This window comes from Pseudoalteromonas sp. AWM4_233 (genome assembly GCF_056158285.1).
Genome location: NZ_JBSWSZ010000001.1, coordinates 2,014,226 through 2,039,411, shown reverse-complemented (window position 1 = coordinate 2,039,411; position 25,186 = coordinate 2,014,226). Strand labels below are relative to the sequence as shown.

The 25,186-nt window shown below is 41.3% G+C and carries 23 protein-coding genes; 15 read left to right on the top strand and 8 right to left on the bottom strand.

From position 1 onward, the window contains the following. The first annotated feature begins 1 nt into the window (after position 1). Genes lpxK through tcdA form a run of 5 tightly spaced genes read left to right on the top strand, consistent with a single transcriptional unit; the run spans position 2 to position 3,366 of the window. Positions 2-982, top strand: a complete 981-nt coding sequence (lpxK, locus tag ACXAC4_RS09050) for a tetraacyldisaccharide 4'-kinase (protein ID WP_475160758.1) — start codon at positions 2-4, stop codon at positions 980-982. Beyond that, positions 972-1,169 (top strand): Trm112 family protein, encoded by a 198-nt coding sequence (locus ACXAC4_RS09045; protein ID WP_130253800.1) that lies wholly within the window; start codon positions 972-974, stop codon positions 1,167-1,169. Before lpxK ends, ACXAC4_RS09045 begins: the two co-directional genes overlap by 11 nt. Further along, the gene (gene kdsB, locus ACXAC4_RS09040) at positions 1,157-1,915 is read left to right on the top strand and encodes a 3-deoxy-manno-octulosonate cytidylyltransferase (RefSeq protein WP_475160757.1); all 759 of its coding nucleotides are present in this window, start codon (positions 1,157-1,159) and stop codon (positions 1,913-1,915) included. The genes ACXAC4_RS09045 and kdsB overlap by 13 nt, the downstream gene beginning before the upstream one ends. Next, positions 1,908-2,567 (top strand): TIGR01621 family pseudouridine synthase, encoded by a 660-nt coding sequence (locus ACXAC4_RS09035; RefSeq protein WP_475160755.1) that lies wholly within the window; start codon positions 1,908-1,910, stop codon positions 2,565-2,567. Before kdsB ends, ACXAC4_RS09035 begins: the two co-directional genes overlap by 8 nt. A 1-nt stretch (position 2,568) precedes the next feature. Beyond that, complete coding sequence (tcdA, locus tag ACXAC4_RS09030) at positions 2,569-3,366, top strand: tRNA cyclic N6-threonylcarbamoyladenosine(37) synthase TcdA (protein WP_475160754.1); 798 nt, start codon at positions 2,569-2,571, stop codon at positions 3,364-3,366. Here the strand turns inward: tcdA and ACXAC4_RS09025 are convergent. From ACXAC4_RS09025 to ACXAC4_RS09015, 3 genes are all read right to left on the bottom strand, one after another. Further along, on the bottom strand, positions 3,363-3,767 hold the full coding sequence (locus ACXAC4_RS09025; protein ID WP_349286527.1) for a SufE family protein: 405 nt from the start codon (positions 3,765-3,767) through the stop codon (positions 3,363-3,365). The genes tcdA and ACXAC4_RS09025 overlap by 4 nt on opposite strands. Before the next feature lie 3 nt (positions 3,768-3,770). After that, the gene (locus ACXAC4_RS09020) at positions 3,771-4,985 is read right to left on the bottom strand and encodes an aminotransferase class V-fold PLP-dependent enzyme (protein ID WP_475160750.1); all 1,215 of its coding nucleotides are present in this window, start codon (positions 4,983-4,985) and stop codon (positions 3,771-3,773) included. Positions 4,986-5,065: 80 nt separating this feature from the next. Then, positions 5,066-6,352 (bottom strand): citrate synthase, encoded by a 1,287-nt coding sequence (locus ACXAC4_RS09015; protein ID WP_130253794.1) that lies wholly within the window; start codon positions 6,350-6,352, stop codon positions 5,066-5,068. A gap of 400 nt (positions 6,353-6,752) precedes the next feature. Between ACXAC4_RS09015 and sdhC the strand changes: the two genes are divergently transcribed. The 8 genes from sdhC (at position 6,753) to sucD (ending at position 16,580) form a co-directional block, all read left to right on the top strand. Beyond that, the gene (gene sdhC, locus ACXAC4_RS09010; RefSeq protein WP_404394853.1) at positions 6,753-7,130 is read left to right on the top strand and encodes a succinate dehydrogenase, cytochrome b556 subunit; all 378 of its coding nucleotides are present in this window, start codon (positions 6,753-6,755) and stop codon (positions 7,128-7,130) included. Next, complete coding sequence (gene sdhD / locus ACXAC4_RS09005) at positions 7,121-7,468, top strand: succinate dehydrogenase, hydrophobic membrane anchor protein (RefSeq protein WP_058029932.1); 348 nt, start codon at positions 7,121-7,123, stop codon at positions 7,466-7,468. Before sdhC ends, sdhD begins: the two co-directional genes overlap by 10 nt. Then, positions 7,469-9,241, top strand: coding sequence for a succinate dehydrogenase flavoprotein subunit (gene sdhA, locus ACXAC4_RS09000; protein ID WP_058029931.1), 1,773 nt, complete (start codon positions 7,469-7,471; stop codon positions 9,239-9,241). A 9-nt stretch (positions 9,242-9,250) separates the two neighbouring features. Beyond that, on the top strand, positions 9,251-9,961 hold the full coding sequence (locus ACXAC4_RS08995; protein ID WP_058029930.1) for a succinate dehydrogenase iron-sulfur subunit: 711 nt from the start codon (positions 9,251-9,253) through the stop codon (positions 9,959-9,961). A gap of 84 nt (positions 9,962-10,045) precedes the next feature. Next, entirely contained in the window at positions 10,046-12,859 is a 2,814-nt protein-coding gene (locus ACXAC4_RS08990; RefSeq protein ID WP_390444366.1) for a 2-oxoglutarate dehydrogenase E1 component, read from the top strand. Positions 12,860-12,869: 10 nt separating this feature from the next. Next, positions 12,870-14,366 (top strand): 2-oxoglutarate dehydrogenase complex dihydrolipoyllysine-residue succinyltransferase, encoded by a 1,497-nt coding sequence (gene odhB, locus ACXAC4_RS08985; RefSeq protein ID WP_475160745.1) that lies wholly within the window; start codon positions 12,870-12,872, stop codon positions 14,364-14,366. Positions 14,367-14,541: 175 nt separating this feature from the next. Next, positions 14,542-15,708: an ADP-forming succinate--CoA ligase subunit beta gene (sucC, locus tag ACXAC4_RS08980; protein ID WP_475160743.1), complete on the top strand. Its 1,167-nt coding sequence runs from the start codon at positions 14,542-14,544 to the stop codon at positions 15,706-15,708. Next, on the top strand, positions 15,708-16,580 hold the full coding sequence (gene sucD, locus ACXAC4_RS08975) for a succinate--CoA ligase subunit alpha (RefSeq protein ID WP_058029926.1): 873 nt from the start codon (positions 15,708-15,710) through the stop codon (positions 16,578-16,580). The genes sucC and sucD overlap by 1 nt, the downstream gene beginning before the upstream one ends. 77 nt (positions 16,581-16,657) lie before the next feature. On the opposite strand, the gene map is transcribed toward sucD, so the two are convergent. The 4 genes from map to ACXAC4_RS08955 form a co-directional block, all read right to left on the bottom strand. Next, positions 16,658-17,431: a type I methionyl aminopeptidase gene (gene map, locus ACXAC4_RS08970; RefSeq protein WP_475160741.1), complete on the bottom strand. Its 774-nt coding sequence runs from the start codon at positions 17,429-17,431 to the stop codon at positions 16,658-16,660. Continuing rightward, the gene (locus tag ACXAC4_RS08965; protein ID WP_138478613.1) at positions 17,424-17,627 is read right to left on the bottom strand and encodes a ParD-like family protein; all 204 of its coding nucleotides are present in this window, start codon (positions 17,625-17,627) and stop codon (positions 17,424-17,426) included. Before ACXAC4_RS08965 ends, map begins: the two co-directional genes overlap by 8 nt. Before the next feature lie 114 nt (positions 17,628-17,741). Further along, entirely contained in the window at positions 17,742-18,965 is a 1,224-nt protein-coding gene (locus ACXAC4_RS08960) for a M24 family metallopeptidase (protein ID WP_475160739.1), read from the bottom strand. 9 nt (positions 18,966-18,974) lie between these two features. Further along, the gene (locus ACXAC4_RS08955) at positions 18,975-20,216 is read right to left on the bottom strand and encodes an NAD(P)/FAD-dependent oxidoreductase (protein ID WP_475160738.1); all 1,242 of its coding nucleotides are present in this window, start codon (positions 20,214-20,216) and stop codon (positions 18,975-18,977) included. A gap of 377 nt (positions 20,217-20,593) precedes the next feature. Here ACXAC4_RS08955 and ACXAC4_RS08950 point away from each other — a divergent pair, with 377 nt between their 5' ends. Together ACXAC4_RS08950 and ACXAC4_RS08945 are read left to right on the top strand one after the other, a co-directional pair. Beyond that, the gene (locus tag ACXAC4_RS08950; protein WP_475160736.1) at positions 20,594-21,595 is read left to right on the top strand and encodes a 4-hydroxyproline epimerase; all 1,002 of its coding nucleotides are present in this window, start codon (positions 20,594-20,596) and stop codon (positions 21,593-21,595) included. Between the two features lie 61 nt (positions 21,596-21,656). Further along, the gene (locus ACXAC4_RS08945) at positions 21,657-23,159 is read left to right on the top strand and encodes an aldehyde dehydrogenase (NADP(+)) (protein ID WP_475160734.1); all 1,503 of its coding nucleotides are present in this window, start codon (positions 21,657-21,659) and stop codon (positions 23,157-23,159) included. 261 nt (positions 23,160-23,420) lie between these two features. Here ACXAC4_RS08945 and rsmF read toward each other — a convergent pair whose 3' ends face one another. Then, on the bottom strand, positions 23,421-24,863 hold the full coding sequence (gene rsmF, locus ACXAC4_RS08940; protein ID WP_475164085.1) for a 16S rRNA (cytosine(1407)-C(5))-methyltransferase RsmF: 1,443 nt from the start codon (positions 24,861-24,863) through the stop codon (positions 23,421-23,423). Positions 24,864-25,186 lie beyond the last annotated feature (323 nt).

The window sequence follows — 25,186 nt, the reverse complement described above, 5'->3', positions numbered from 1 at the left end:
CATGAGCTATATTGAATCATCTTGGTATAAAAAAAAATCACTGATGACTTGGCTGCTCGCGCCATTAAGTGGCCTTTTTTTTCTTCTATCAAGTTTTAGAAAACTGCTGTTTAAACTCGGTATTGTAAAATCATTTAAGGCTGACATTCCAATCATCGTAGTTGGCAATATAGGTATTGGCGGCAATGGTAAAACTCCGTTTGTATTATGGCTAGTACCGCATTTGGAGAGCATGGGGCTGAAAGTAGGTGTGATCAGCCGTGGGTATGGCGCTAAAGCACCTGCATACCCATATGAGTTATCAAGTACATCGACAGTAGAAGAAGCCGGTGATGAACCATTCTTAATTTATAATCGCTTGCAATGCCCTTTGGTGATAGGTGCAGATAGAGAAGCGAGTTACACAATACTCAAAGAAAAATATAAAGTAGATGTCATTGTTTCTGATGATGGTATGCAGCATTATAAAATGCCAAGAGCCATTGAGTTTTGTATTATCGACTCGAAAAGACGTTTCGGAAATGGGTTTTTAATTCCCGCGGGCCCATTACGTGAACTACCTTCACGTATTAAAAGTGTTGATTTAGCCATTGAGAATGGCGGCGATAGTCTTTTCTCTTATCAGTTAGCGGCTTCAGGCTTTTATAGCGTAAAAAACAAAGTGTTTGCTGAGAACACACCGTGCGAAGGGGTTGCTGTCAGTGCCATTGGCTCTCCGCAACGATTTGAAAAAAGCCTTGAAACACTCGGTAAAAAGCTTGTTGAATGTAAGCATTACCGTGATCATCATGCATATACTGAACAAGACTTTATAGACATAGAATCTAACGCTGTATTTATGACGGAAAAAGATGCCGTCAAATGTCAGCAATTTGCAAAAAATAATTGGTATTACTTAAAAGTAAACGCCACACCAACCAAAGAATTGATTGAAAAGATCAATCTATTATTAAAAGAAAAGGGTATTACACATGGCATTTGATAGAAAATTACTAGAAATCATCGCGTGTCCGGTAACAAAAGGAAAGTTACAGTACGATGCAGAAAATAAAGAGTTGATCAGCACAGCAGCTAAGCTTGCATACCCTATAAATGATGATATTCCAGTACTATTAGAAAATGAAGCGCGTGAACTTTCTGCTGATGAGGTAGAGCAATGGAATTCGTAGTCGTTATTCCTGCGCGTTACGCGTCTACTCGTTTACCAGGCAAACCTTTGGCTGATATTTGTGGTAAGCCAATGATCCAAAGAGTTTATGAGCAAGCGTGTAAATCAAAAGCTGCTGCGGTTTATATCGCAACAGATCATCAAGCTGTGTTTGAAAGCGCACAAAACTTTACTGACAATGTATTGATGACTAGAGAAGACCATCAGTCAGGTACTGAGCGTTTGTCTGAAGTGGTTGAAAAATTATCGCTAGATAAAGATTCAATCATCGTTAATGTTCAGGGTGATGAACCGCTATTAGAAGCTGAAAATATCGACCAAGTTGCAGAGCTGCTATTTAACTCTACAGCACCAATGGCAACGCTAAGTGTGGATATTGCAGACGAAGAAGAGGTTTACAATCCAAATGCAGTAAAGGTTGTTCAAGATGTGTATAACAACGCGTTATATTTTTCTCGTGCGTCTATTCCGTTTCAAAGAGACAGTATGCTAGCGAAAAAAGAAGCGATTCCTTTGAAGCATTTTCAAAGACATGTGGGTATTTATGCTTACAGAGCGGGTTTTATTTCTGAATATCTAAATCTTGATGTTTCACCATTAGAGGTTCAAGAATCACTTGAGCAGTTGCGTGTTTTGTACCACGGTTATCAAATAAAAATCACCAAAGCGTGTAAACCTGTTTATGCTGGTGTTGATACCCCTGAGGACTTACTTCGAGTTAATAACATTCTGAGTGGCAATGCTTAAAGTTATTTCTGACGAAGCTGATTTTATCGTTGCAATAAAACCTTCTGGACTTAGCTTTCACTCTGAGCAAGGCGCGGGTTTCGTTGCGCTTTTGGAAGCGCAGCAAGAGTACAAACTCTACCCGGTTCATAGGTTAGACAAGGTCACCTCTGGATTAATCGTCTTGGCTAAATCTAGCCAAGCAGCGGCTAGCCTAACTGAGTTATTTTCAAACCGATTAGTAGATAAGTTTTATCTAGCTATCACTGAAGGCAAGCCTAAGAAGAAACAAGGTTGGATAAAAGGCGATATGTCAGCGTCAAGGCGTGGTACTTATAAGCTCGAGAAAACATCTAATAACCCTGCTGTAACACGCTTTTATTCAACAAGTCTCGGTGAAGGCTTAAGAGGGGTAATATTAAAGCCATTCTCAGGTAAAACACACCAGCTGCGAGTGGCGATGAAAAGTATCTCAAGTCCAATATTGGGCGATACCGCATATACTTCCTCGCCATCCGACAGGGTATATCTGCATGCCTTTGCTTTGTCATTTCAATGGCAAGGACAAGACAAGTATTTTACTTATTTGCCTGATACGGGCAAAGAATTTAGTAAACTAGTAACAACAGATGCTTTTCAACAATGGAAAGCGCCTTTGAATTTAGATTGGTAACATGACAGAAGAGCAACAATTACGATTTGGTGGCATTGGCCGTCTATATGGTGCACAAGCTTTAACTTGGCTAGGTGAAGCACATTTTTGTGTTATTGGTATTGGCGGTGTTGGTAGCTGGGTTGCAGAGTCTTTAGCGCGTACAGGTGTTGGTAAAATCACGCTGATTGATATGGATGATATTTGTGTGACCAATATCAACCGTCAGATCCATGCAATGACTGACTCTGTGGGTGAGCAAAAAATTGAAGCTATGGCTGCGCGTATTAAACAAATCAACCCAGAGTGCGATGTTCAACTCATTGATGATTTTTTAACGCTGGAGAACATTCGTGAATATATTACTGGCTTTGATTATGTTATTGACTGTATCGACGCGGTAAATGAAAAAGCAGCGTTGATCGCGCATTGTAAAAGAAACAAGATCCCAGTAATCACAACCGGTGGAGCGGGTGGTCAAATCGATCCAAGCCAGATTTTATATGGTGATGTGGCAAAAACGACGCAAGATCCGTTATTGGCTAAAGTTCGTTACTTTTTGCGTAAGAAGTATAACTTCACCACGAATCCTAAGCGTAAGTTTGCAGTGGACTGTGTATACTCAACTGAGCAATTGGCTTATCCAACAGCTGATGGTGAAGTTTGTCTTGCAAAGCAGGGCACTGAGGGGGCAAAGAATATGGACTGCGCGACAGGGTTTGGTTCTGCCACTATGGTCACAGCCAGTTTTGGCTTTTTCGCTTCATCAAAAGCAATAAAAAAATATCTAGAGAAAAAGAAAAAAACAGTGGCAGTTTAAAGCCACTGTTTTACTTGTTCATGAATGGTATCAGCAATGGCTTTGATACCATTGCCTCTTGATGGACTCAAATGCTTGATTAAGCCCAACTCTTCAAACTCATGGTAGGTATTAATATCTAAGCTTTGCTCTGGCGTTTTTCCTTGGTGCATAAGCATAATTAGTCCCATCAGACCTTTGACAATGCGCGTGTCAGAATCACCAATCAGCACAAGTATTTGATCATCACTCAATTCAACTCTCAGCCAGACTTTACTTTCACAGCCTTTAATCAAAACATCGTCTGTTTTTAGCAGCTCAGGCATTTCTGGTAAGCTTTTGCCGAGTAACATGATCTCTCGATACATTAACTGCCAAGATTTTAAATTAGAGAGTTTTTCTTTAAATTCTTTATACGTCATTTTTTAGATTTCAAGTAAGTCAATGGACTCTTTTAATGCATGAATAAATGCATCAATGTCGTCATGATTATTATAAAAAGCAAGGCTAACACGGATTGTGCCATCGATACCAAGTGACTTCATTAAGGGCTGTGTACAGTGGTGACCACTGCGTATTGCGATCCCATAGCCATTCAAAAATATTGCCAGGTCAAAGTGGTGCTCATTTGTATATCTAAAACTCACCGTGCCTATATTATTTTCAGTATCACCATAAATGATAATGCCATTAATGCTGCGCAAGTGAGTTAGTAAGTAGTCATAAAGCCCTTGCTCATATTGTTGTAATTCTTTGTGATCAATTGAGTTTAAAAAGTCGATCGCAGCAGAAAAACCAATGACAGCTGAAATATTTGGAGTACCCGCCTCAAACTTGCTTGGTGCATCTTGAAATGATGTCAGCTCAAAAGAGACTTCTTTGATCATTTCGCCACCAAACCTTAAAGGATTAAGTGCATTTAATTGGTCATATTTACCATACAAAACTCCCAATCCTGTCGGTCCCAATGCCTTATGTGCAGAAAACACATAAAAATCGCAATCAAGTTTACGAAGATCAGGACGAAGGTGCATAAAGGCTTGTGCGCCATCAACAACGGTAGTTGCTGCAACTTTATGAGCAGCTTCAATAATTTTCTCTACAGGTTGAATATTTCCTAAGGCATTTGAAGCGTGGCTTATGGCAACAATTTTTGGTTTCTGTTCACAAATTAGTTCAACAGATGATTTTATATCTAAAATCCCCGATTCTGTGATAGGTAAAACTCTAAGAATACAGCCTCTTTCTTTACATAATTCTTGCCAAGGTACGATGTTTGCGTGATGTTCCAAAGCAGATACGCATATCACGTCACCTTGGTTTAGCTGCGCTTTAATTCCATTAGCTATAATATTAATGCTATCTGTTGCACCTGATGTCCAAACGACTTCATTACTCTGAACATTTAAAAAATTAGCGACTTTTTCACGGGTTAGCTCAAATGCTGAGGTAGCTTGCGCGCTTAATGTGTGTAAACCTCTGTGTACATTTGCATTTTGCTCGCGATAAAAAGAATCTACAGCCTCGATAACTTGTCTTGGTTTTTGGCTCGTCGCACCTGAATCAAGATAGATAAAAGGGTCTTCACTCTTTGAATTCAAGATAGGAAACTGTTGTCTAAGTTCAGAGATAGGGCACATACTAGAAAGATTAAGTAAAATTTCGCAAATTATAACAATAAAAAAGGCCGCGAGTGCGGCCTTTTTTAAATCTTAAAGCATTATCTTTCTGATTTTGCTTTGTAGTCGCGCTGTGTGTAGCCAGTGTATAGCTGACGAGGACGACCAATTTTGTGACCTGGTTGAGAAAGCATCTCATCCCAGTGTGAGATCCAACCAACTGTACGAGACATTGCAAAAATTACAGTGAACATACTTGTTGGAATACCAATCGCTTTAAGAATGATACCTGAGTAGAAGTCTACGTTAGGGTATAGTTTCTTCTCGATGAAGTATGGGTCTTCAAGCGCAATTTGCTCTAAACGCATAGCAACGTCTAGTAGCGGATCTTGAATGTTTAGCTCTTCAAGTACTTGGTGACACGTTTCACGCATTACTGTTGCACGAGGATCGAAGTTTTTGTAAACACGGTGACCAAAGCCCATTAGACGGAATGGGTCATTTTTGTCTTTCGCTTTAGCAACATACTCGTCAATACGATCAACTGAACCGATCTCTTCTAACATGTTTAAACATGCTTCGTTTGCACCACCGTGAGCAGGGCCCCATAGTGAAGCGATACCAGCAGCTATACATGCATATGGGTTTGCACCAGAAGAACCAGCCAGACGAACAGTAGACGTTGAAGCGTTTTGCTCGTGATCAGCGTGTAGCATGAAAATACGGTCCATGGCTTTAGCAAGAACAGGGCTTACTTCATACTTTTCAGCTGGTACTGAGAACATCATGTGTAGGAAGTTTTCAGCGTAGCTAAGGTCGTTGCGTGGGTATACAAATGGCTGACCAATGTTGTACTTGTAACACATAGCCGCGATAGTAGGCAGCTTAGCGATTAGTTTAACCGCACTGCGGTGACGCTGTTCAGCATCTGAGATGTCTAAGTCATCATGGTAGAATGAAGAAAGTGCACCAACAACACCGCATAGCATAGCCATTGGGTGTGAATCTACACGGAAACCTTGGAAGAAAGCAGCAATCTTCTCGTGCATCATAGTGTTGGTTGTGATTTCTTCAGCGAACTCAGCATGTTGTTCTTCTGTAGGAAGTTCACCATTAAGAAGTAAGTAGCATAACTCGATGTAGTTTGAGTTCTCAGCTAACTGCTCGATTGGGTAACCACGGTGAAGTAGTACACCTTTACCGCCATCGATGTAGGTAATAGATGACTCACAAGAGCCAGTAGACATAAAACCTGGGTCATATGTGAAGTGGCCGTGAGCGCCTAAGGTACGAACGTCAATTACGTCTTGACCAGCAGTGCCAGAGTAAATTGGAAGTTCGATTGGATCATGACCATCAATATGGACTGTGGCTTTTTTATCTGCCATCTATTTATCTCCTATGAAATAACAATGTCGATTGTTATGTTGTGATACTAATGTTAAGCAAATTCAGATCATTTTAACGTATAACAGGGGTATAAAGTCAATTTTTATAAGGATTATGCAAAAATGGATAATAAATATTCTACTCGAGTTTAAATATTATACCATTGGCTAATTCGCAAGCTTCTCAATCTAAACAAGAATTGTAAAAGCACTCACGGCCTTATATACTGTATGCGGTTTAATACCATGTCGTCTGTGGGTAAACCTATTTTTACAACAAAAATCCGTTTCTGTTGCAAAAAAGGTTTACTTAGAGTGTGTCATTTATACATTCGGTATAAATGGTTTTATAAAAACAAGTAGATGAAGCTCCTTATGTGGGCAAGATGGGCAAGTAACTGTGAAAAAGCAAAGACCTGTAAATCTAGATCTTACGACTATATCTATGCCAGCAACTGCTAAAGCATCAATTCTTCACCGTATTACGGGTGTAGCATTGTTTATTGCTTTAACTTTTGTTATCTGGGCTTGGTCTGAGTCTCTTTCTTCTCCTGAAGGGTTTGAATTTGTAAAAGAGCTATTCACTGGCTTTATTGCAAAATTCATTGCATGGGGCACCTTCGCGGCGCTTTCATATCACCTAATCGGTGGTATTCGCCATATGATCCAAGACATGGGTCACTGGGAAGAATTAGAATCGGGCAATAGCAGCGCTAAAATTGCGATTGCACTTTGGGTAATCGTTGCAATTCTAGCTGGAGTGTGGATATGGTCTTAAATCAAGCAACTCTGAAGCGTGATGGTGTACAAGATTATGTATCATTACGTGCTACCGCGTTAATCATTGCAGCATATGCATTCTTTATCGTTGGTTATTTATTCCTTACCCCTGAACTTACTTATGAAGCTTGGACGGGTTTATTCTCAAACCTTTTCGTTAAAGCAGCAACGTTTATCACTTTAGTGTGCATTATGGTTCACACTCGCATTGGTCTTTGGCAAGTCCTAACAGACTATGTGAAAGCATCTGCGTTGCGTTCAGTTTTAGGTTTCGTATTAAACCTTATGGCCGTTGCTTACGTAGCAATTGGTCTATTCGTTTTATGGGGTGTTTAAGTGAAATATAATGTTCGTGAATTTGATGCAGTAGTAGTAGGCGCCGGTGGTGCTGGTATGCGTGCTGCTCTTGCGATTTCTGAATCAGGCAAAAGCTGTGCTCTGATCTCTAAAGTATTCCCAACACGTTCGCATACAGTGTCTGCGCAAGGTGGTATTACAGTTGCTCTTGGTAATTCTCATGAAGATAACTGGGAATGGCACATGTACGATACGGTTAAAGGCTCTGATTATATCGGTGACCAAGACGCTATCGAATACATGACTAAGACAGGTCCAGAAGCTATCACAGAACTTGAGAACATGGGTCTGCCTTTCTCTCGTTTCGAGAACGGCCGTGTTTACCAACGTCCATTTGGTGGTCAATCTAAAAACTTCGGTGGCGAACAGGCTGCACGTACAGCAGCAGCAGCTGACCGTACTGGTCACGCACTTCTTCACTGTCTTTACCAACAAAACGTTAAAAACAAAACCAACGTATTCTCTGAATGGTACGCGTTAGACCTTGTTAAAAATGACAAAGGCGACGTTGTTGGTGTAACAGCCATCTGTATTGAAACAGGTGAAGTTGTTTACTTCAAATCAAAAGCTGTTGTACTTGCAACAGGTGGTGCTGGTCGTATTTATGCGTCAACAACGAACGCACACATCAACACTGGTGACGGTGTTGGTATGGCAGTTCGTGCTGGCATTGCTATGCAAGACATGGAAATGTGGCAGTTCCACCCAACGGGTATTGCTGGTGCAGGTACACTTGTAACTGAAGGTTGTCGTGGTGAAGGTGGTTACCTTCTAAATAAAGACGGCGAACGCTTCATGGAACGTTATGCGCCAAATGCTAAAGATTTAGCAGGTCGTGACGTTGTTGCACGTGCAATGATGACTGAGATCCGTGAAGGTCGTGGTTGTGAAGGTCCTTGGGGTCCACACATCAAACTTAAGCTTGATCACCTTGGTGCTGAAATGCTTAACCTACGTCTTCCAGGTGTTTGTGATCTATCTAAGACATTCGCGCACGTTGACCCTGCAGAAGAGCCAATTCCAGTAATCCCAACATGTCACTACATGATGGGTGGTGTACCGACTAACGTAAATGGTCAAGTACTAAACGTGAATGAAAACGGTGACGAGCGCATCGTTGAAGGTCTATTTGCTGTTGGTGAAATTGCATGTGTATCTGTACACGGTGCAAACCGCTTAGGTGGTAACTCACTTCTTGACCTTGTTGTATTCGGTCGTGCAGCAGGTAACTTCTTAGGTACTTACCTGAAAGACTTTGAGTCTACAGGTGATGCGACGCAAGATAACATTGACGAAGCATTTGCTCGTTTCAATCGTTGGGAGAACTCTGAACCTGGTAAAGGTGAAGATCCAGCGCAAATCAAGAAAGACTTACAAGAGTGTATGCAGCTTAACTTCTCTGTATTCCGTGAAGGTGACTCAATGGCTGAAGGTCTTGAGCAGCTTAAAGCGATTCGTGAGCGTCTTAAGCATGCGCGTCTTGACGATAAGTCGTCAGACTTTAATACACAACGTATCGAATGTCTTGAGTTAGACAACCTTATGGAAACTGCTTACTCTACAGCCGTAGCTGCAAACTTCCGTACTGAAAGCCGTGGTGCTCACTCTCGCTTTGACTTCCCAGAGCGTGACGATGCAAACTGGCTGTGTCACTCATTACATCACCCTGAGTCAGATGTGATGACTAAACGTGATGTAAACTTTGCGCCAACTACGCGTGAAGCATTCCCACCTAAAGCACGTACTTACTAGGAGTTAACGATGGCAACATTAGAATTTTCTGTTTATCGTTATAACCCTGATGTGGACAACGCGCCACGTATGCAGGATTATAAACTCGAGGTAGAAGAAGGCCGTGATATGATGGTTTTGGATGCGCTTTTATTATTAAAAGAGCAAGATCCAACACTATCTTTCCGTCGTTCTTGCCGTGAAGGTGTATGTGGCTCTGATGGTTTAAACATGAACGGCAAAAACGGCCTTGCATGTATTACTCCGTTATCTGCATTAAAGGGCAACAAAGTTATTTTACGTCCTTTACCAGGTTTACCAGTCATTCGTGACCTTGTTATCGACATGACTCAGTTCTACACTCAATATGAGAAAGTTAAGCCTTTCTTAATTAATGATAAGCCAACAGGTGGTATTGAGCGTCTTCAGAGTGTTGAAGACCGTGAAAAGCTTGATGGTCTTTATGAGTGTATTTTATGTGCTTGTTGTTCAACATCTTGTCCTTCATTCTGGTGGAATCCAGATAAGTTCATCGGTCCTGCAGGTCTATTACACGCTTACCGTTTCTTAGCGGATAGCCGTGATACTGCGACTGAAGAGCGTCTGAAAGATTTAGATGATGCATTTAGCGTATTCCGCTGTCACAGTATCATGAACTGTGTAAGCGTATGTCCAAAAGGCTTAAATCCAACTAAAGCCATTGGTCAGATTAAATCTATGTTGTTAAATCGTTCGGTTTAATCCATAGTTAAATCCACAAGATGGCATCTGCAGATGCCATCTTGTTTTTAGTTTAATTTCTGCGCGAATAAAAAGGGCTAATTAATGCACGAAGGTGTGATGAAGGCATGGCTAGAATCTTCGCATTTATATGGCGGAAACGTAGCTTATGTAGAAGAGCTTTATGAAGCGTATCTAGACGATGCGACTTCAGTGCCAGAAGAATGGCGTGAAGTGTTTGATCAACTTCCTAAAGTTGATGGTGTGGATGTTGATGTAAAACATTCAGAAGTGAAAGCACAATTTGCTGAACTTGCGAAAAACAAACACAGAGAAGTAGTTGTTGCAGCAGCTGGTACTACAGATGCTAAACAAGTACGTGTACTACAGCTTATCAATGCGTTTAGATTCCGAGGCCATCAAAATGCAAACCTTGATCCGTTAGGTTTGTGGCAACGTGAACGTGTTAGAGATCTAGATTTGTCTTACCATGATCTAGACAATGCTGACTTAGACAAAGAATTTAACGTTGGCTCTTTTGCTTGTGGCAAAGAGACAATGAAACTAAAAGACTTGTATGCAGCCTTGAAAACCACTTATTGTGGTTCTGTTGGTGCTGAATACATGCATATCACTTCTACAGAAGAAAAACGTTGGTTACAAAAACGTTTAGAATCTACCTTCTCACAGCCTCAATTTAGCAAAGAAACTAAACTTAGAATTCTTAAAGGTCTAATTGCAGCTGATGGTCTTGAAAAGTATTTAGGTGCAAAATTCCCTGGTGCAAAACGCTTCTCTTTAGAAGGTGGTGATGCATTAGTACCTATGCTTAAAGAGCTTATTCATCGTGCAGGTGAAAGCGGCCAAGAAGAAGCTGTAATTGGTATGGCACACCGTGGTCGCTTGAACGTTCTTGTAAACGTACTAGGTAAAAATCCACAGGTTCTTTTCGATGAGTTTGCTGGTAAATATGGTGAACTAGCCGGTTCGGGTGATGTTAAGTATCACATGGGTTATTCGTCTGACTTTGCTACTAATGGTGGTGATGTTCATATGGCGCTTGCATTCAACCCATCTCACCTTGAAATCGTTAATCCTGTAGTAATGGGGTCAGTAAGAGCACGTCTTGACCGTTTAGGTTGTAAGAATGGTTCTAAAGCACTGCCTATTACTATACACGGTGACTCTGCAATTGCTGGTCAAGGTGTTGTTCAAGAAACGTTCAACTTATCACAAACTCGCGCATTTGGTGTAGGTGGTACAGTTAGAATCGTTGTAAACAACCAGGTAGGCTTCACAACTTCTAAGCAAGAAGATGTGCGTTCTACAGATTATTGTACTGACATCGCAAAGATGGTTCAGGCACCAATCTTCCACGTGAATTCTGACGACCCAGAAGCAGTTGCGTTTGTAACTCAGCTAGCACTAGATTTCCGTAATCAGTTTAAGCGCGATGTTGTTATTGACTTAGTTTGTTACCGTCGTCACGGTCACAACGAAGCAGATGAGCCGAATGCAACTCAGCCACTGATGTATCAGAAAATCAAAAAGCACCCAGTTCCTCGTCAACTTTATGCAGACAAACTTGCTGCTGAAGGTGTGATTTCTGCTGATGAGTCAAAAGCGCTTGCGAATGAATACCGCAATGGCTTAGACAACGGTGTTTGTGTTGTTGAAGAAGTTAAAGAAGAAACTAAGCACTCGTCTGATTGGTCTAAGTTTGTAGGTCATGATTGGGATGTAGCTTACGACCCGAAAGTGTCTGTTGAGAAGCTGAAAGAGCTTGGTAATGTGCTTGCTGCTTATCCAGAAAATCACAAAGCACAATCTCGAGTTAAGAAAATTTATGACGACCGTAAAGCAATGGCAAGCGGTGATAAATTACTAGACTGGGGTATGGCTGAATCTTTGGCGTATGCAACTTTAGTTGATGAAGGTACAGACGTTCGTATGACAGGTCAGGATTCTGGCCGTGGTACTTTCTTCCATCGTCATGCTGTTGTTCATAACCAAGAAGATGCATCTGTTTACCTACCTCTACAGAATATTCGTGAAGGTCAGGGCGCATTTGAAGTTTACGACTCAGTTTTATCTGAAGAAGCTGTATTAGCGTTTGAATATGGTTATGCAACAGCAGAGCCTACTTCACTGGTTCTTTGGGAAGCGCAATTCGGTGACTTCGCTAACGGTGCTCAGGTTGTATTTGACCAGTTCTTAAGCTCAGGTGAGCAAAAGTGGGGTCGTTTATGTGGTTTAACTATGCTTCTTCCTCATGGCTACGAAGGCCAGGGTCCAGAGCACAGTTCTGCACGTCTAGAGCGTTACCTACAATTATGTGCTGACCATAATATGCAGGTGTGTGTTCCTTCAACACCAGCTCAAGTTTATGCAATGCTTCGTCGTCAATCTGTTCGTCCTTTACGCCGTCCATTGATTGTAATGACACCTAAGTCACTATTACGTCATCCTCTAGCTGTTTCTTCTCTAGAAGAGCTTTCGGAAGGTGTTTTCCACAACATGATTGATGAGATTGACGATATCAATCCTGAAAATGTTGAAAGAGTGGTTTTCTGTAGTGGTAAAGTTTATTACGAGCTACTTCAAGAACGTCGTAAGCTTGAATTAAACAATGTTGCTATTGTTCGTGTTGAACAGCTATATCCATTCCCTCATCAGGAAATGGAAGACATCATGTCTCGCTATCAACATGTTAAAGATTTCGTATGGTGTCAAGAAGAGCCACAAAACCAAGGTGCTTGGTATTGTTCTCAACACCACTTCTGGGAAGCAATCCCAGCAGGTGCAAATCTTTCTTACGCAGGACGTAAGGCTTCAGCTGCTCCAGCATGTGGTTATATGTCTACTCATACTAAAGAACAAAACGCGTTAGTTGCTGACGCATTAACAATTAAGAAATAAGGGATAAGAGATGACAACCGAAATTAAGGTTCCAGTTCTTCCTGAGTCAGTAGCAGACGCTACTGTCGCGACTTGGCATGTTAAAGTTGGTGACGCTGTATCACGCGACCAAAACTTAGTTGACATCGAAACTGACAAAGTTGTTCTAGAGGTAGTTGCACCAGAAGATGGTGTCATTGTTTCTATCTCTGAAGATGAAGGCGCAACTGTATTAGGCGAGCAAGTGATTGCTCAACTTGGTGCTGCTGGCGAAGCTGCTGCACCAGCTCAACAATCAAATGAACAAGCTGCACCAGTAGCTGCTGCAGCAACAGAAGGTAAAGACGTGGAAATTAAAGTACCTGTACTTCCAGAATCAGTAGCAGACGCTACAATTGCAACTTGGCATGTTCAACCTGGTGAAGGGGTAAGCCGTGACCAGAACCTTGTTGATATTGAAACAGACAAGGTTGTACTAGAAGTTGTTGCACCAGAAGACGGTGTGATGGGTGAGCAGATCCATGCTGAAGGTGAAACTGTACTTGGCGAACAAGTGATTGGTAATATCGTTGTTGGCGCTTCTGCTCCAGCGGCGGCACCTACTGCAGAAGCGGCACCAGCTTCTGATGAGTCTTCAGACGTATTAACACCTTCAGTTCGTCGTTTAATCGCTGAAAAAGGCCTTGATGCTTCACAGATCAAAGGTTCAGGTAAAGGTGGTCGTATCACGAAAGAAGACGTTGATGCATTCCTTAAAGCTCCAGCGGCTAAGCCTGCTGCGGCTCCTACGGCAGCATCTGCACAAGCACCTGCTGCGCCTTTAGGTGACCGTTCACAGAAACGTGTGCCTATGACACGTCTACGTAAGACAATTGCAAACCGTCTTCTTGAAGCTAAGAACTCAACGGCAATGCTTACTACGTTCAACGAAGTTAACATGAAGCCAATCATGGACCTTCGTAAGCAATACAAAGACGTATTTGAAGAGCGTCACGGTATCCGTTTAGGTTTCATGTCTTTCTATGTGAAAGCTGTAACTGAAGCACTTAAGCGTTTCCCTGAAGTTAACGCGTCAATTGACGGTGATGACATCGTTTACCACAACTACTTTGATATCAGCATCGCGGTTTCTACTCCACGTGGCCTTGTTACACCAGTTCTTCGTGACTGTGACAAGCTTTCAGTGGCTGAAATCGAGAAGGGTATCCGTGAATTAGCGCTTAAAGGTCGTGACGGCAAACTAACTGTTGACGATATGACAGGCGGTAACTTCACTATCACTAATGGTGGTGTATTCGGTTCATTACTTTCTACACCTATCATCAACTTACCTCAGTCTTCAATTCTTGGTATGCACAAAATCCAAGAGCGTCCTATGGCTGTAAACGGTAAAGTTGAAATTTTACCTATGATGTACCTAGCGCTTTCTTACGACCACCGTCAAATCGATGGTAAAGAATCAGTAGGCTTCTTGGTAACAATTAAGGAACTTCTTGAAGATCCAACGCGTCTTCTTCTAGACGTATAATCGTTATTGTTTAGATATTAAGCTGTATGACACATCATACAGCTTTTTTTTTGCGGCTTTGGTCTAACTAGGGTTTTCATACTTAGCCTTGGGATCTATACTAGGGGCGCAATTTGGGATAGCTATTTATTAAATGTAGATAGCTTTAATAGTATAAGAAATTGGATAAAGCATCATGAATTTGCATGAGTATCAGGCAAAACAACTTTTTGCCGACTATGGTTTACCTGTATCTGAAGGTTTCGCTTGTGATACACCACAAGAAGCAGTTGAAGCTGCTGGTAAAATCGGTGGTGACAAGTGGGTTGTTAAATGTCAAGTGCACGCAGGTGGACGTGGTAAAGCTGGCGGTGTAAAACTAGCTGACAGCAAAGACGAAATCCGCGCATTCGCAGAAAACTGGTTAGGTAAAAACTTAGTAACTTACCAAACAGACGAAAAAGGTCAGCCAGTTGCTAAAATCTTAGTAGAAAGCTGCACTGATATTGCAAATGAATTATACCTAGGTGCTGTTGTAGACCGTGCTTCACGTAAAATCGTGTTCATGGCTTCAACTGAAGGTGGTGTTGAAATCGAGCAAGTTGCTGAAGAAACACCTGAACTAATTCACAAAGCAGAAATCGATCCATTAGTAGGCCCTCAGGCATACCAAGGTCGTGAGCTAGGCTTCAAACTAGGTCTAACTCCTGTACAAATCAAACAGTTCACTAAGATCTTCCTAGGTCTTGCGAACATGTTCATCGATCACGATTTCGCACTTCTTGAAATCAACCCTCTAGTAATCACAGACGCTGGTAATCTTCACTGTCTAGACGGTAAGATCGGTGTAGACGGTAACGCATTATTCCGTCAGCCTAAGATCCGTGAATTCCACGATCCTTCACAAGAAGACGCGCGTGAAGCTCACGCAGCAAGCTTCGAGCTTAACTACGTTGCGCTAGACGGTAACGTTGGTTGTATGGTTAACGGTGCAGGCCTTGCAATGGGTACTATGGACATCGTAAACCTACACGGTGGTAAGCCAGCTAACTTCCTAGATGTTGGTGGCGGCGCTACTAAAGAGCGTGTTGCTGAAGCATTTAAGATCATCCTTTCTGATGACAATGTTAAAGCAGTTCTAGTTAACATCTTCGGTGGTATCGTACGTTGTGACATGATCGCAGAAGGTATCATTGGTGCTGTTAAAGAAGTTGGTGTAAACGTACCAGTTGTTGTACGTCTTGAAGGTACTAACTCTGAACTAGGTCGTGAAGTTCTTGCTAACTCTGATCTTGACATCATTGCAGCTGAGTCTCTAACTGACGCTGCTGAGAAAGTAGTTGCTGCTGCGGAGGGCAAATAATGTCTGTTTTAATTAACAAAGATACTAAAGTAATCTGTCAAGGTTTCACTGGTGGTCAAGGTACTTTCCACTCAGAGCAAGCTATCCAGTACGGTACACAGATGGTTGGCGGTGTTTCTCCAGGTAAAGGTGGTACAACTCACCTAGGTCTTCCTGTATTCAACACTGTACGTGAAGCTGTAGAAACTACTGGCGCAACTGCATCAGTAATCTACGTTCCAGCTGCGTTCTGTAAAGATGCTATCTTAGAAGCAATCGATGCTGGTATCCAGTTAATCGTTTGTATCACTGAAGGTATCCCTACACTAGACATGGTTGACGTGAAAGAGAAGCTTGAGCAAACTGGCGTTCGTATGATCGGACCTAACTGCCCAGGTGTTATCACTCCAGGTGAAACTAAGATCGGTATCATGCCTGGTCACATCCACAAGCCAGGTAAAGTAGGTATCGTATCACGTTCTGGTACGCTTACTTACGAAGCAGTTAAGCAAACAACTGATGCTGGTTTTGGTCAATCAACGTGTGTTGGTATCGGTGGTGACCCAATTCCTGGTACTAACTTCATCGACGTACTTGAGATGTTCGAGAAAGACGAGCAGACTGAAGCTATCGTAATGATCGGTGAGATTGGTGGTACAGCTGAAGAAGAAGCAGCTGAGTACATCAAGCACAACGTAACTAAGCCAGTTGTTTCTTACATCGCTGGTGTTACAGCTCCTCCAGGTAAGCGTATGGGCCACGCTGGTGCAATTATCTCTGGTGGTAAAGGTACAGCTGACGAGAAGTTCGCTGCACTAGAAGCTGCAGGTGTTAAGACTGTTCGTTCACTAGCTGACATCGGTGTTGCACTTAAAGAAAAAGCGGGTTGGTAATCTAACCTTGCTTAAAAAAGGCTCCTAAGGGAGCCTTTTTTGTGCCTAAATTTTAAAGCTAGAAGCCTATAAATAAATTAAATTTGTTCTTCTTCGCGAAGTGTGAGTACTTCAAAACCGTCTTTTGTGACAAGAATAGTGTGTTCAGCTTGTGCGGAAAGCTTTCTGTCTTTAGTCACTACAGTCCAACCATCTTTCTTTGTTTTAACGCGAGCTGTGCCTTGGTTGATCATTGGCTCAATGGTGAAAGTCATGCCTTCTTTTAATGTTAGGCCAGTGTTAGGGCGGCCATAATGTAAAACATTTGGCTCTTCATGCATTTCTCGGCCTATACCGTGACCGCAATACTCTTTTACAACCGTGTAGCCAAATTTACTCACATAATTCTGTATTGCAAATCCAATATCACCTAGCTTAGCGCCTGGCCTTACGGTTTTTATACCTAACCACATCGCTTCTGTTGTGACTTTGACTAATGCTCTGGCATCAGGTTTAGCATCCGGCATAATATACATTTTACTTGAGTCTGTGATAAAACCATTTTTCTCTAAGGTAATGTCGATATTAACGATATCGGTGCTTTTTAAAACTTGGCTTGCACTTGGTACGCCATGACAGACTACTTCGTTAATAGAGCTATTTAGACAATATTGGTAACCGTATTGTCCTTTTGAAGCCGGGCGTGCCTTTAATTCATTAACGATATAGTTTTCTACTTGCGAATCTATATCGAGCGTTGAAACACCGGGTTTGATGAAATTATCGAGCATCTTGAACACTTGGGCGAGCAACTTGCCTGATTCTCGCATCAGTGCAATTTCATCTACCGATTTAATGGTAACTTCATTCATTTAGTGATGCCTCTTTTTGTCGCTGTAACATGAGCTCTTGTTGAATTAACTCGTTAAATGTTTTGTCAGGATGCATTTCGCATAAGCGACCTATTTTTATCCAAAATTCGGCTTGTGAGTTGATAGAGCGAGACATAACTGACGACGTTGTACGAATTTCTTCGTGTAGTTCATCTGAAATTTTTACAATACCCATTATATAATCCATATATAAAACGTATATATATTGTATATCGTAAAATAAAAAAAGGAAGCGAATGCTTCCTTTGGTTTGCTTAACATTACATCTAAAATGCTTTTATAACTTTTTCTATTTTTCCAATCCAAATGGATCATCAATACTATGACTTGGCTCGGTAAACCATTTAGGGCCGTTTTCCGTCATATAGAAATGATCCTCAAGGCGAATACCAAACTCATCAGGGATCACAAGCATAGGCTCGTTACTAAAACACATGCCTGGTGCTAATAGTTGCGGGTTATTCTTTACAAGGTAAGGCCATTCATGAATATCTAAGCCGATACCATGGCCTGTTCTATGCGGACACCCAGGTGTTTGATAATCAGGACCAAGATTAACTGATGCTAAATAATCTCTTGCTGCTTTATCTACATCGCCACAAGTATTACCAATTTGTGCCGCTTCAAATGCATCAGCTTGCGCATTTTTCTCATGTTGCCACATTGTTCTTTGGCGTTCAGTTGCATCACCAAATACAAATGTGCGTGTAATATCCGATAGGTAATCATGTACTTTACAGCCAGTATCAATCAGAACCACATCACCTTCTTTTAATGTCTGCGGATCTTTCACACCATGAGGAAACGAGCTTGCTTTACCAAACAGTACTATCACGAAGTAGTTTCCTGATGGGGCGCCCACTTTTTTATGGGCTTCGTTAATGAAAGCTTCAACTTCTGTCGTAGTGATCCCTTCATGCAACATGCTCGCCGTTGCCTTATGTACTTCTAAAGTCATGTCCATAGCACGTTGAATAAGCTTTAATTCGTTGTTTGATTTATGCATACGACAATGTGCAGTGACTTCTTTACCGTTAATTAGGTTAAGAGAAGGAGCAAGGTTACGAATACCATCAAAAATGAAAAACGCCGCACTTTCATCAATGGCAACTTTAGCTTCAGAGCCAATGCCATACTGTTTAAGCACGTTTAAAAATAATTGGTAAGGGCTCTGTTCTTCTTGCCAGCCGTGAATCGGACCTTCAACGACTTGGTAATCTAATAGTGTGCCAATTTCGAAATAAGGAGCGATGAATTGTACATCGCCTTTTGCTGGTAATATAGCACCGACCATGCGCTCACTGGCATACCACTGCATTCCGGTGAAGTATTTTAAATTCGTGCCTGCATTCAAATATAAAGCTGCAATATCGTTGTCTTGCATATAGCGCTGCGCTTTTTCAATACGCTGCTGGTATTCTTCGATGCTAATTGGCTTTAAGTCATGAGTCATATTTTGTAATGACTCTAAAGCTTCTTGTTTGGTTTTCGTACCAACGCCTAATGGCTTCATATTTTGCTCCTAGAATCTGTCTATTCTGTAGGGGGTTAAATCTATGCTAGTTTTCTCACCTAAGCAAAGTTGTGTGACGATTTTTGCCGTAATTGCCGCTTGGGTCAGACCTAAATGTTGATGGCCAAAGGCAAATACAATATTTTTATTATTGGGTGCTGTATTTAATACAGGTAATGAATCAGGAAGAGAAGGGCGATGACCCATCCACGTGGTTTTAACGGTTTGTTTTTCGATACCGTTAACTAGCGCTTTAGCGTGATCTAAAAGCATGGTTGCTCTTGTCATGTTTTCAGCGGCTTCTAGTCCTGCAAACTCGACTGTCCCAGCTAGTCTGAGCCCATGCTTCATTGGGGTAATAATAAATTGTCTATCGGCTGAAGCTACAGGGCGTTTCAAACAAGTCGAATTATCAACCATGGCATGGTAACCACGCTCGGTATCTATCGGTACTTTGAAACCAAGTTGTTTTGCTAAAGGTTTGCTCCAAGCGCCGGTTGAAACTACCACTTTTGTAAACTGATGTTTATCACCTGATGCGAGCTCTATCATCACGCCATTTTTGTTCGGGATAATTTGTGTCACTTTATCTTTTTCAAATACTAAGCCCTGAGACTCGGACATTTTATATATAGCTTGGCATAAGTCATATGGGTCAACGCTGTGGCCAACCTCAGTAAAATATAAAGCTTGTTTAATGTTCTTGCTTAGACTTGGCTCTAGTTCAAAAACCTCATCACCTTTTAAGTGTTTAACTGCAACGCCATTAGCTCGAAATGATTCAGCGATAGACGCAGCCAGTTTAAAATCTTCATGTTCAAAGCTGAGTAGGCTGCCATCTACATGGACCAGCCTTTCGAAATTCTCCTCACCTAATAAAGTTTTATAGGCAGGTAATGAGGCTTCGTTTAATTCCCTAAGTGCCTTGGTATGCGCACTAAATTTTGACTTAGACATATTGATTAGGAAGCGAGTGAACCAAGGTAAGGCCTTGAACAGATATAACCAATCTATTCTTAATGCACCTTTTGGATTTAACAACATACTCGGGAGTTTTGGTAATAAACTCGCTTGTGCGAGTGGGAAAACTTGTTCAGTAGCAAAGTGACCGGCATTACCTTTCGAACATTTTTCTGCAATACCGTGTTCATCAAATAATGTGACTGAAAAGCCAGCATCAGTCAGACTCTTCGAATTACAAAGGCCAATGATCCCAGCGCCGATTACAGCAATATGTTGTTTTTCTTGCATTGATAATCTCCACAAACACCTTGAAAGCTTTATTTCAAGATATTGCATGTCTCTATTCTTTACTTCGTATAGAAAACTTTAGTTGTCTTCTATTAATGGAATTTATTAATACTTTCAGATGCTTAATCTTTTAATTGTCAATATGTGTTTAAAACGATAAAAACTTTTAAAGAAAAATACATAGCAGAATATTGAACATTGTATACAATATGCGTAGGATGTAAACCATAAAAGGTAAAGAGGAAAGACAATGAACATTAATTGCCAAGTTCTGTATTCAGTAGTTGCTCCGCAATTAAATGATATTCTCACTAATCAATTCCAAAATGCTATGAACACGAATACGGTTCTTAGCTTAGTCAAGCAGGGTTATTAATATGCGTAAAGGGACATTTGCTTGTATCGATGGCCATACTTGTGGCAACCCTGTACGCTTAATCACCAGTGGTCACCCATACCTTAAGGGTGAAACGATGAGCGAAAAACGTCAGCACTTTCTTGCCGAGTTTGATTGGATCCGTCAATCACTGATGTTTGAACCGCGCGGGCACGATATGATGTCAGGTTCATTTATTTATCCACCGACAACAGATGATGGCGATGCAGCTATTTTATTTGTTGAAACCTCTGGCTGTTTACCTATGTGTGGTCACGGCACCATAGGCACTGTGACGTTTGCTCTTGAAAACGCACAAATGCATCCAAAAGTACCTGGTAAATTAAAACTTGATACGCCAGCAGGGCGTGTAAATGCAGAATACTCAATGATTGATGGCAAAGTTGAATGGGTAAAAATATTCAATGTGCCAGCTTTCTTAGCCTATGAAAATATTGAAGTTGAAGTGCCAGAGCTTGGCAAGTTAACGGTTGATATCTCTTATGGTGGTAACTACTACATTATTGTTGAGCCACAGGAAAACTTCCCGGGTATTGAAAATTGGTCTGCCGCAGAAATTCTTAAATATAGTCCGCTTGTTCGCACAGCAATAAATGAATTGCTTGAGTGTGTACACCCCGAAGATCCAACCGTAAAAGGTGCGTCGCACCTTCTTTGGACAGGTAAGCCAAAACACGCAGAGTCTACCGCTGCAAATGCGGTTTTCTATGGCGATAAAGCCATAGACAGATCGCCATGTGGCACGGGCACAAGTGCAAGAATGGCGCAGTTATTTGCAAAAGGTAAATTACAGCCTGGTGAAGATTTTGTTCACGAAAGTTACATTGGCAGCCAGTTCGTTGGTTGTATCGAAGGCGTTACTGAAGTAGCGGGTAAAACAGCAATTCTACCAAGTATCAAAGGATGGTCGAAAGTTACGGGCACTAGCAACATTAGCGTGGATGATAGTGACCCGTATGCTTTTGGCTTTCAAGTTGTATAACAAATTTAAACTAGACTAAAACCAGCAATTAGTAGCTGGTTTTTCCATTGAGGAGAAAAAGATGGAAATTAGCGGTGCAAGTTTTATCGCGGGTGAATGGTTAAAGGATGCGGATGCATCAGTATTTCATGCCTTTTCACCAAAGCGCCATGAGCCAATCGATACTCAGTTTTTCGAAGCAAGCCAAGACATGCTTGCAACAGCGATCAATGAAGCTGAAAAAGCATTTAAAGTTTATAGAAAGACTTCTCTTATTGAGCGTGCAACATTCTTACATGCTATTGCAGATGAGATAGAAGCCCTTGGCGATCAATTACTAGAGGTGACTCACGAAGAGACAAACCTACCGTTTGCCCGTTTACAAGGCGAGCGCGGCCGTACTATGAATCAGTTACGTGCTTTTGCTCAAGGTTTAGAGCTAAGCCAAAACGGCATTGTGAACCTAAGTGTACTAGACGAGGCAGATCCTGCACGTGCACCGTTAGCTAAGCCGCGTACCCAACTTGATTTTATTCCAGTTGGTGTGGTGGCTGTTTTTGGTGCCTCAAACTTCCCATATGCATTCTCGACGCTTGGTGGTGATACGGCATCGGCACTTGCTGCAGGTTGTCCAGTTGTTATGAAGAGCCATACTGCGCACCCTGCAACCAGCGAGTTAATGACTCGTGCTATTGAAAAAGCGATTGAGAAGTGTGATATGCCAAAAGGCGTATTTTCAATGATCCAAGCTAAGAAGTACGACATGGCACATGCACTTGTTGCAGCAGAGCCGGTTAAAGCTGTCGGCTTCACGGGTTCCATGTCTGTTGCGAGTAAGTTAATCGAGACGATTAATGCACGCAAAGAAGCTATTCCATTCTATGGTGAATTAGGCAGTATTAACCCGCAGTTTGTGTTACCAGAAATGGTTGAACAAAATGGCGAAGAGCTTGGTGCGAATTTATGTAATTCAATGTTGATGGGTAATGGCCAATTTTGTACTAGCCCAGGTCTTTGGTTAGTACCTAATGGCTCAGATGCGCTACTAGAAAGCGTTAAGAAAACTGTGGCTGCAAGCAGTTCAGATACTTTATTATCACCAAATATTCTGAATAGTTTCAAACAAGCCATGGTTGAACGCTCAGATATCGAGAGTGTAGAGCTTTTGGCTGTGGCAGAGCTATCTAAAGAGTTTCATGCAAATGCCCATATCTTTAAAACTGATATTGACACTTACTTGAATACACCTTCATTACATGAAGAAGTATTTGGTCCTGCTGCAATGTTGGTGACATATGACTCTTTAGCACAGCTAGAAACCTTGGTTGATGCTCTAGAAGGTCAGTTAACAGCATCAATTCATGGCACGGGCAATGATTTAGCGTCTGCGTCTGATCTAAGTGAAGATCTACAGTACAAAGTAGGGCGCTTAATCGAGAATCAAATGCCGACGGGCGTTGAAGTTTGTGCATCAATGAACCATGGTGGTCCATTCCCATCTTCAACAGATGTACGTTCAACCTCTGTTGGCTTGAATGCGATTCAACGTTTCTTACGTCCGATCTGCCGTCAAAGTGCGATCTAATCTAAGTATTGAATTACTTAATTCGCATATTTAATGCAAAAAAAGACCCAGAGTACAGGTTACTCTGGGCTTAGGGGACGGCTCATTTGAGCCAATGCGTTAACTTAAAACACCTTTCTAACAATCAGGGAGAAGTAAGAAAGTAATTTAATTGTAGTTAACTCTTAACAAAAACTACAAATAAACAACATAAAATAAACTCTATAATTATCAGTAGTATATATGCTTATAAGAATTTAGTCTAAAAACTGAATTAGACTGCTAACGTGACCATTCAATAACTCTATTATTCATAACCAAATCTCTAGGTAATGAGTTTTTTATCTTATTTTTTTGCCATTTTCCTAAACCTATCGGTGCACCACAAAGGGTTAAAATAACCTCACCACTATGATTAGAGACTGTTTCAAGTCGAATATCTTTGCCTTGATAATAATCTGCAGCTTGTGATTGGGTAAGCGCATAGGTGTTATTTTCTGCATGTTTGCCAAGTGCTGTTGCAAATTCATGTTCAAGTCTAACGCCATTCTTATGGGTTGTGCCTAGCTTGATCCCGATACGAGAATATTTGATCTTGTTTTCAATTTCAGAGAATCGCTCAGGAAAAAGCCAGAGCTCTTTGTCTCGAACTGTTAGTTCACCAGGTAGTGATTTAATACCGAATTGTTTTTTGATTGCTGACATGAAGGTTTTTGTTAACTTTGTATCAGCCGATGAAAACGGGAAAGCGCCTTTTTTGGTTTTTAAATTTGGGTTATCTACAGAGTGTAATTTTCTGAATTTCGCGATGAAAAAGCCTTCGCTGTCAAAAATCTGCGGCCATACATGCAAATAGCCCTCTGAAGTACAGGCTTTGTCTGCGTTATCAAAAAGCGCATCTAATGGCTCGATTTCAACACAGTCACCAAATTGGTCGAGCAGATACTGACAAACCGCTTGGTTTTCAACAGGCGTGAGTGTACAGGTTGAGTAAATTAAAGAGCCACCGGGTTTAAGAGCAAAGAATGCGCTCTTGATAAGTTGTTTTTGTACGTTGGCAATATCAATATTTGACTCAACAGACCAATTTTTTAAAGCATCAGCATCTTTTCTGACTGTGCCTTCACCAGAGCAAGGTGCATCAAGTTGAATGTTATCAAAACACTCAAACATATAATCGCCAAAAACAGCACCGTCAAAATGAGACAGTGCACAGTTATGCACGCCCATACGCTTCATATTGGCAGCAAGTACTTTTAAGCGTGAAGATGAAAGCTCGTTTGCAACGAGAATGCCTTGGTTACTCATCATTGTAGCTATTTGCGATGTTTTTGAGCCAGGTGCGGCAGCCATATCTAGGACTATGTCGTCTTCTTTTAAACTTGATTTAAGTGCCATAGGGGGCAACATTGAGCTGGCCTCTTGAACATAAATACCACCACTCAAATGTATATCCGTACTGCCCAGGGGAAGGGTCTCTTCCTCTTCAGCACTTCGCTCAAGCCAAAAACCTGTGTCACACCAAGGAACAGCTTCAATTTTCCAATTATTCGTTGAGCAATATTGCTTAAATTCATTGACTGTCATCTTCAATGTATTCACTCTGACTGAGCGCCTAAGCGGTTTTTGACAATACTCTATAAAAGATTCAATACTCAAGCTGTCAGGTAAATAGGTTTTCACATCGTCGATGAAATTCTGTGGTATGAAGGTATCGGTATTCAAAATAATCTCTAGCAAATTTGCTTTTGACATTATTTTATCATTTAAAGGATAAATTTCTTTCAAATAAAAAAGATGTTTAGTGTAAAAATCTAAATTTACTCAAATATTCGTATTTAAACATATGCTAGTTGGTACTAAAGTTTATAAATTGTTCGAATTGGAATAATTACACATGATCGCTAGGTACGTTTTTATAATACTGATAGTTTCCTTGATAACAGGGTGTGGTGGCGGATCGCAATCTGAAGAGCCAGTAACAGAACAGCCCGCAGTATCCGATTCTGATAATGAAAATGGCTCGGATTCAGATGGGGGGGAGACGG